We start from the raw sequence: 7,503 nt of genomic DNA, 5'->3' as shown, positions 1-7,503 counted from the left end.
CCCCGATCGGGACACGGGCAGCGGCTCGGCGGCGCCGGGGAACGGCAACTGGCCGCGGTGTCGCCCGGAGGGCGACAATGACGCGGTGACCATGCCGGACGAGAACAACGCAGGTTCCGACCGCGACGCCGAGCCGCTGGGCGCGGAGGTCGCACCGCCCGCGGACGAGAAGTCGCAGGGCGGTGCACCCGGTCCCGCCAGCGGCGTCGCCGGGCCCAGCTACCCGCCCGCCGAGACCGAACCGGACGCACGATGAGCGCCCCCGACGACGGCCGCACCGGCCCGCCGGCCGACCCGTTGAGCGTCGGCCTGGGCGGGCGGACGAGCGGGACCCCCGCGGGCGGACCCGCGCCTGCCGGCCCGACGGGACCGCCTCCGGCCACGACCCCACCGCCGCAGCAGTCGCCGCCGCCGCGCGAGCGACACACCGGCCGGGCCATCGGCCGCACCCTGGCGCTGGCGCTGCTGATCTTCGTCACCGTGCTGCTCGTGCTGTTCGTCGTCTTCAACGGGCAGACGGTGCAGATCAGCCTGGTCTTCGCCGACGTCGACGCGCCGCTGGTCCTGGCGCTGCTCATCGCCGCCGTGCTGGGCGGGTTGCTGGTCTGGCTGGCCGGCCTCGTGCGGCGCGCCCGGCGCCGCAACCGCTGACCCCTCCGGGTCAGGTGCCCCGGCCGGGGCGTGTCGAGGACCCCGCTGCTTGCCGTTGCTACTCGCGAGTAATACCGTTTGTTACTCGCGAGTAGCACGACGCCGTACGCCGGCACGGAGCACGGGAGCCTGAGCGCAATGACGCACTACACCGCCAACCTCCGGGACCTCGAGTTCAACCTCTTCGAGTTCCTGGACACCAAGGACAAGTTCGGCACCGGCCCGTTCGAGCAGATGGACGCCGGCACCGCGCGCGGGATCCTGGCCGAGATCCGCAAGCTCGCCGAGGGCCCGGTCGCCGCGTCCTTCGTCGACGCCGACCGCAACCCGCCGGTGTTCGACCCGGCGACGAACTCCGTGACCATCCCGGAGTCGTTCAAGAAGTCCTACAAGGCCGTCGAGGACGGCGAGTGGGCCCGCCTCGACCTGCCCGAGCACCTCGGCGGCTTCGGTGCGCCGCACGCCCTGACCTGGGGCGCCTTCGAGATGATCCTCGGCGCCAACCCCGCCGTGTTCATGTACGGCTCGGGTGCGGCCTTCGCGGCCATCCTCGACGAGCTGGGCACGCCGGACCAGAAGCGCCTGGCCGAGCTCATGCTCGAGCACCGCTGGGGCGCCACGATGGTGCTCACCGAGCCCGACGCGGGCTCCGACGTCGGCGCCGGCACCACCAAGGCCGTGCAGCAGGCGGACGGCTCGTGGCACATCCACGGCGTGAAGCGGTTCATCACGTCGGCCGAGCACGACATGAGCGACAACATCATCCACCTGGTCCTGGCCCGCCCCGAGGGCGCGAAGGCCGGCACCAAGGGCCTGTCGCTGTTCGTCGTCCCCAAGTTCCACGTCGACCTCGCGACCGGCGAGCTGGGCGCGCGCAACGGCGCCTACGTGACCAACGTCGAGAAGAAGATGGGCCTCAAGGTCTCCACGACCTGCGAGCTCACCTTCGGCGACGGCGCGGTGCCCGCGCAGGGCTGGCTGGTCGGTGAGGTCCACGACGGCATCGCCCAGATGTTCAAGGTCATCGAGCACGCCCGCATGTTCGTCGGCGCCAAGGCGATCGCGACCCTCTCGGCCGGCTACCAGGTCGCGCTGGACTACGCCAAGACCCGCGTCCAGGGCGCGGACCTGACGGCGACGAGCAAGGACGCCCCCCGGGTGACCATCACCCACCACCCGGACGTCCGCCGGTCGCTGATGCGCCAGAAGGCCTACGCCGAGGGCATGCGGGCGCTGTACCTCTACACCGCGGGCTTCCGCGACCGCGTCGTCGAGGCCGAGGCCGCCGGGGACAGCGAGGCGGCCAAGCTCGCCGAGCGGGTCAACGACCTGCTGCTGCCGATCGTGAAGGGCTTCGGCTCCGAGCGGGCCACGGAGCTGCTGACGTCGGAGTCGCTGCAGACCCTGGGCGGCTCGGGGTTCCTGCAGGACTACCCGATCGAGCAGTACATCCGGGACTCCAAGATCGACACCCTCTACGAGGGCACGACGGCGATCCAGGGCCAGGACTTCTTCTTCCGGAAGATCGTCAAGGACGGCGGCGTCGCCCTGACCTGGCTGGCCGAGCAGATCCAGGCCACGGTCGACGGCGAGGCCGGCAACGGGCGGCTCAAGGAGGAGCGCGCGCTGCTCGGCACCGCGCTGCAGGACGTCCAGGGCATGCTCACCACGATGTTCGGCCACCTGACCGCCGCTCAGGAGGACATGTCCTCGCTGTACAAGGTCGCGCAGAACACCAGCCGGCTGCTGCTGGCCACCGGCGACCTGATCACCGCGTGGCTGCTGGTCCGCCAGTCCGAGGTGGCCCTGGCCGCCCTGGCCGGCGACGTCAGCGAGAAGGACAAGCACTTCTACGAGGGCAAGGTCGCCGCCACCCGGTTCTTCGCCACCCAGGTGCTGCCCCGGCTGACCTCCGACCGGCTCGTCGCCGAGAACACCGACAACGCCCTGATGGAGGTCGACGAGGCCGCGTTCTGAGCCTCGGCGTCCGCCCGGCCCGACGGCCGTCTCCCGTTCGCGGGAGGCGGCCGTCGGCCGTTTCCGACCGGTCGACCGGGCATGGCGGGAAGGACGTCGACCGCCGCGGAGCACCCGGCGACGACCTCCCGGCGTCCGCCGGCGGTGACATCGCTCGCGCGAGGCGTGCCGACGCGTCCGGCGAGGTATGACCCGTCCGGAAACCACCCCCACGTCCCGAGGAGCACGATGAGCGAGTCCGACCCCACCGGCTACCGCGAGTCCCCCGACACGGCCGACGGTCCGGTGACCGAATCACAGACGGACGACGGCGCCGAGGGCGGCGTGACGCTCACCACCGACGAGGACGCGCAGTCCGACGACGGCGTCGTCCGCCCCGGGAACGCCCCCGACTGACGGCGGGGCCCGCCGCCCCTCGCCCGCCGAGGGCGGGGCTGGGAGGGGGCCGAATACCCTGGACGAGTGCTCCCCGCTGCTGCCCTGACGCCGGTCCTGCCGGCGGCCGAGTGGCAGCGGCGGGCCGACGCGCACGAGGCGCGGGTCGACCGCTGGGTCGCCCCGCACGCGGAGCGGCGGCGCCGGGGCGAGAAGCATCCGGTGCTGGACTTCCTGTTCACGTACTACAGCGAGTCCCCGGGTCGGCTGCGGCGCTGGCACCCCGGTGCCGGCGCGGGCCTGGCCCCGGCCGACGACGGGCCGGCGCCGCACGCCGGCTGGCGCTGGTACCGCACCGGCTCCGACGGCGTCGTGAGCCTCGACCGGGCCGCCTTCCTGGCCGACCGGGACGGCACCGTGCGCTTCGTGTCGGAGCTGCTGACCGCGACGGCGGCCCGGCCGGCGTTCACCGGCTGCTTCGGGCTGCACGAGTGGGCGATGGTCTACCGGGCCGACGAGCACCGGCACCCGCTGCCCCTGCGGCTGGGCCGGGACGGCACCGACGCCGTCGTCGAGGGCGCGCAGATCCGGTGCAGCCACTACGACGCCTTCCGGTTCTTCACCCCCGAGGCCGTCGGGCGCAACCGGCTCCGGCCCAGCCGCGACACCCAGGTCCGGATGGAGCAGCCGGGCTGCCTGCACGCCACGATGGACCTCTACAAGTGGGCCTACAAGCTCGGGCCCGCCGTTCCCGGGGAGCTGCTGGCCGACTGCCTGGCGCTGGCGGCCGACGTGCGCGAGCTGGACATGCGCGCCTCCCCCTACGACCTTCGCGACCACGGCTACGAGCCGGTGGCCATCGAGACGCCGGAGGGCAGGGGACGGTACGTGGCCGCGCAGCGGTCCTTCGCCGTCCGGGGCGCCGCGCTCCGTGGTCGCCTCGTCGAGGTCTGCGACCTCCTCCTCGACCACTCGTCCGGAGGGCCTGCGGGCGCGCCGTAGTCTCCGGGACGTGAGCGCTGCGCACCCCGACCGCTGGATCCGGCTCGACGGCACCACCAACATGCGGGACCTCGGGGGACTGCCCACGAACGACGGCGGGCGCACCGCGCCCGGCCGGATCCTGCGCAGCGACAACCTGCAGACCCTCAGCGCCGCCGACGTCCGCCGGCTGGTCGGGGAGCTCGGGCTGCGAGAGGTGATCGACCTGCGCACGACGGCGGAGATCCTGCTCGAGGGCCGCGGCCCGCTGCGCGACGTCGCCGAGGTGACGCACCGGCACTTCAGCCTGCTCCCCGAGCGGGGGCACCACACCGACGTCTTCGCCGTCGAGGAGCCGCCGGAGGACCTGCCCGAGGGCTGGCAGGAGTCGCTGCTCCCCCGGCAGGTCGCCGAGCACGACGAGGGCGAGTCGCCGGCGGTCCGCTCCTACCTGGGTTACCTCGGGCAGCGGTCCGACGCGGTGGTGGCCGCGCTGCGCGCGCTGGCCGCACCCGTGCCGGGCGCGGCGGTCGTGCACTGCGCGGCGGGCAAGGACCGCACCGGCGTCGTGGTCGCCCTGGCGCTCGCGGTGACCGGGGTGCCGCACGAGGAGATCGTGGCCGACTACGCCCTCACCGCCGAGATCATCGACGCGCTGGTGGCCAAGCTGGCCGCCTCTCCCACCTACGCCGTGGACATGGTCACCCGCGACGTCGACAGCCACACGCCGCGGGCGGAGACCATGGAGCGGGTGCTGGGCCTGCTCGACGAGCGCCACGGCGGGCCGCTCGGCTGGCTGGAGACGCACGGCTTCGGCGCCGACGAGCAGGCGGCGCTGCGGGCCAGGCTGCGCGGCTGACGGCTCTTCCCACCGGCCACGGCCGTCCCGGTGGACGGCGGGAGGTCAGCCGTGCGCCGAGGTGCGGCGGTCGTGCTTGTCCCGGTACATCGCCGCGTCGGCCGCCCGCAGCAGCTCCTCCGGGCCGGTCCCGTCCTCGCCGTGCACGGCGATGCCCACGCTGGTGCCCACGAGCACGTGCGTGCCCTCGAGCCGGAACGGCTCGTCGAAGCACCCGGCCACCCGCGCGGCCAGGCCGTGCGCGCCCTCCGGGGACTCCAGCCCGGGCAGCAGGACGGCGAACTCGTCACCGCTGAGCCGGCCCACCGTGTCGCCGGGGCGCACGGCGGCGCGCAGGCGGGCCGAGACCTGGCGGAGGAGCTCGTCACCGGCCGCGTGGCCGAGGGTGTCGTTGACCTGCTTGAACCGGTCGAGGTCGCAGAACAGCACGCCCAGGTGGGCGCGGGGGCGCGCCCCGGTGATGGCCCCGGCGAGCCGGTCGAGGAAGAGGACGCGGTTGGGCAGGCCGGTCAGCGCGTCGTGCGTGGCCTGGTGCCGGACCGTCTGCAGCAGTCGCGCCTTCTGCAGCGCCGTGGTGGCCTGGTCGCCGACGCCGCGCAGGCGCGTGAGCACCTCGCCGTCGAGGCGGGCGGGCGCCTCGCCCCGCCGCCACCCGGCGGTCGCCGCACCAAGGAAGACGCCGTCGGCCAGCAGCGGCACCGCGACCAGGTCGGTGGTCCCCAGCCGGTCCAGGAGACGGCGCATGACGGGGCTGCTCGTCCCCGCGCGGATGATCTGCGGCTCCCGGCCGGTCAGCATGCCCACCAGCTCGGGGACGTCCTCGGCGCGCAGGGCGGCTGCCTGCAGGAGCTCCCGCCCGACCGTGCCCAGGCCCACCGAGGCCTGCGAGCGCAGTGATCCGGTGGCGGCGTCCCACAGCAGGATGCCTGCGGTGCTGCAGCCGACGATGCCGGGGAGCGCCGCGGAGACCACGTCGGCCACCTCGGCGGCCTCGGTCGTCGCGGCCAGCTCGTGGGCGAGGCTGAGCAGCGACCCCGCGCGGACCGCCTCGGTCCGTGCCTCCTCCAGGGCGATGATCAGGTCCAGCGCGGCGGCGGCGTGGCCGGCGTAGGCCGCCAGCATCGTCGACTCGTCGCCGATCGCGCCGTCCCCGGGGCGGTAGAGGGCGGCCAGCCGGCCGTGCGTGCGGCGGGCCGACGCGACGTCGACCACCACGGCACCGGGACCCATGTCGCCGCCGTCGAGCAGCCGTGCAGCGAGTTCGGGCAGCTGCTCCGGCGGCAGGCCGGCGCCGTGCACCAGCGGGGCACCACCGGCCGGGGCGTGGACGACGAGGAGGTAGGCAGGCGCCAGCACGGCCTCGGCCGCGCGCGACACGATGCGCTCCAGCACTGTGTCGACGTCGTCGCTGGCCACCAGGTCGGTGGCGGCCGACTGCAGGATCTGCAGCTGCCCGCGGAGCGCGTGCAGCTCGGGGTCGTGGCGCACCCCGTCGTCGGTCCGGCGCCACGGCAACCGGGACCGTCGCTGCCAGGTGAGGTGGTAGACGCAGGCGGGGTGCCCGTCGGACTGGCACTCCGCGTGGACGATCTCGGCCGCGGGCAGGGTGAAGATCTTCGGCACCGTGCTCAGCAGGCCCTGCGTGTAGTCGCAGTCCAGCCGCGAGTGCCGGTAACCGTCGTGCAGGCGGTAGCGGACGGTGGCCCACGTCGGCCCGGCCTCGAGGATCTCCATCGTGGAGGTGGTGCTGAACTTCTGCACCGCCCGCGGGAGCTGGCGGAAGACCTGGCGGGGCGAGCCCATGGAGCGCAGCAGGATGACCAGGGAGTGGGCCAGGCCGGTACGCAGGACGTCCGTGCCGACGTCGAACATGGTGCGCGGGCGGCCCAGCACCTCGGTGGCGGCGGCGAACAGCGCGATCCGGGTGTCGTAGCTCCACCACCGCGACTGGTCGTCCAGTTCGGCCGGGCTCGCCTCGACGCCGGCGCGCCGCAGCACCTCGGCCACGGCGTCGTCGCCGCCCTGGTCGCGGACGTAGCGAAGGAGCCCGCCGGTGGTGGCCCCGGACGTCTCGCGCCCCTGGGTGGCCTGGCTCATCGTGTCCTCTCGACGTCGGTGACGTCCCCGGCGGGCCGATCGGGAACCGGGAACGCCCCGGCTCGAGCCCGCTGTGCGTGCACACCGGCTGATCGGCACGTCCACGGCCATGCCTGAGCCGACCGCCCCCGGAGGGGGGACGACGGCGGGCCCAGGCAGCAGCCACCGAACGTACGCGTACGACTACACGATGCCAGTGGTCGCGGGGCGGCTCAAGGGCGTCGCCCGAACGCATGCGACCCCGGTCTCAGCGGAGACCGGGGTCGGGATGTTCGCGGGCCGCGTGCGCGGCCGGGGCTCAGCGGCCGAGGAAGTGGCTGCTGTTCGCCATCGTCAGGAGCTCGTCGCGCATGGCCGGGCTGCTGGTGCGGGAGAGGGCCTTGTCGAGCGCCCGCCGGGTACGCGCCACCTGCCGACGCTCACGCCAGCTGGTCGTCACGCTGCTCATTCCTGTTGCCTCTTTCGTCGTCGATGTGGGACCTACGCCCGTAGTAACGCAGGCGGACACCACTCTAATCCGACGAAACGTCGGCAAACATGAGCCACGGCCGAAGGTTCATCAC

General features: G+C 73.9%; 8 protein-coding genes. 6 read left to right on the top strand and 2 right to left on the bottom strand.

What is annotated here, in order from left to right; translation table 11 throughout:
* From GCU60_RS19845 to GCU60_RS09510, 6 genes are all read left to right on the top strand, one after another.
* Window positions 1-256, top strand: a 256-nt coding sequence (locus GCU60_RS19845; RefSeq protein ID WP_204261768.1) for a hypothetical protein, incomplete at its 5' end; no start/stop codon positions are given.
* Window positions 253-651, top strand: a complete 399-nt coding sequence (locus GCU60_RS09525; protein ID WP_163204568.1) for a lipopolysaccharide assembly protein LapA domain-containing protein — start codon at window positions 253-255, stop codon at window positions 649-651. The genes GCU60_RS19845 and GCU60_RS09525, both read left to right, overlap by 4 nt.
* A gap of 138 nt (window positions 652-789) precedes the next feature.
* The gene (locus GCU60_RS09520) at window positions 790-2,628 is read left to right on the top strand and encodes an acyl-CoA dehydrogenase (RefSeq protein WP_163204566.1); all 1,839 of its coding nucleotides are present in this window, start codon (window positions 790-792) and stop codon (window positions 2,626-2,628) included.
* A gap of 228 nt (window positions 2,629-2,856) precedes the next feature.
* On the top strand, window positions 2,857-3,024 hold the full coding sequence (locus tag GCU60_RS19840) for a hypothetical protein (protein WP_204261731.1): 168 nt from the start codon (window positions 2,857-2,859) through the stop codon (window positions 3,022-3,024).
* Between the two features lie 66 nt (window positions 3,025-3,090).
* Entirely contained in the window at window positions 3,091-4,005 is a 915-nt protein-coding gene (locus GCU60_RS09515; RefSeq protein WP_345770505.1) for a 3-methyladenine DNA glycosylase, read from the top strand.
* A gap of 10 nt (window positions 4,006-4,015) precedes the next feature.
* On the top strand, window positions 4,016-4,843 hold the full coding sequence (locus tag GCU60_RS09510) for a tyrosine-protein phosphatase (RefSeq protein ID WP_163204564.1): 828 nt from the start codon (window positions 4,016-4,018) through the stop codon (window positions 4,841-4,843).
* Window positions 4,844-4,888: 45 nt separating this feature from the next.
* Here GCU60_RS09510 and GCU60_RS09505 read toward each other — a convergent pair whose 3' ends face one another.
* Both GCU60_RS09505 and GCU60_RS09500 read right to left on the bottom strand, forming a co-directional pair.
* A complete protein-coding gene (locus tag GCU60_RS09505) occupies window positions 4,889-6,940 on the bottom strand; it encodes a GGDEF domain-containing protein (RefSeq protein ID WP_163204562.1) in 2,052 nt (683 codons plus the stop codon).
* Window positions 6,941-7,238: 298 nt separating this feature from the next.
* Complete coding sequence (locus GCU60_RS09500; RefSeq protein WP_163204560.1) at window positions 7,239-7,388, bottom strand: hypothetical protein; 150 nt, start codon at window positions 7,386-7,388, stop codon at window positions 7,239-7,241.
* Window positions 7,389-7,503: the final 115 nt, after the last annotated feature.

Source organism: Blastococcus saxobsidens (genome assembly GCF_010682065.1).
In the GTDB taxonomy this organism is placed as follows: domain Bacteria; phylum Actinomycetota; class Actinomycetes; order Mycobacteriales; family Geodermatophilaceae; genus Blastococcus; species Blastococcus saxobsidens_B.
Note: the sequence above shows the minus strand (reverse complement) of the source record. Positions and strands in the feature narration are given on the sequence as shown.